The organism is Psychroflexus aurantiacus (assembly GCF_010820555.1).
In the GTDB taxonomy this organism is placed as follows: domain Bacteria; phylum Bacteroidota; class Bacteroidia; order Flavobacteriales; family Flavobacteriaceae; genus Psychroflexus; species Psychroflexus aurantiacus.
Genome location: NZ_JAAIKD010000049.1, coordinates 1 through 343 on the forward strand (window position 1 = coordinate 1; position 343 = coordinate 343).

Annotated in this window: 1 tRNA gene; it reads right to left on the reverse strand. The window is 32.1% G+C overall.

The window, feature by feature from the left end:
* Positions 1-210: 210 nt before the first annotated feature.
* A tRNA-Ile gene (locus tag G3567_RS13280) sits at positions 211-284 on the reverse strand.
* Positions 285-343 lie beyond the last annotated feature (59 nt).

Sequence of the window (343 nt, forward strand, 5' to 3'; positions counted from 1 at the left end):
TCTCGTATTCTTATATATTCTCAAAATGTCAATGAACGTTTTCAATTACTAATTATATCTTCATAATTAGTAATCAATTGTCATAATACCTAAACCCAATTAAATATTACCATTCTTCATTACTATAAACCTTACATCTAAAAGCTAATTTGGTCAAATAACTTCCTCTAACCACTTTAACTTTTCTCTTGTGCCTTAAAGACTAAAAAGTAGTCTCAGGCAGACTCGAACTGCCGACCTCTACATTATCAGTGTAGCGCTCTAACCAGCTGAGCTATGAGACTGTAGGCTTTATAATGATAATTAAATTGACAATTAGAAACATCAAAGCCTCGACCAATCA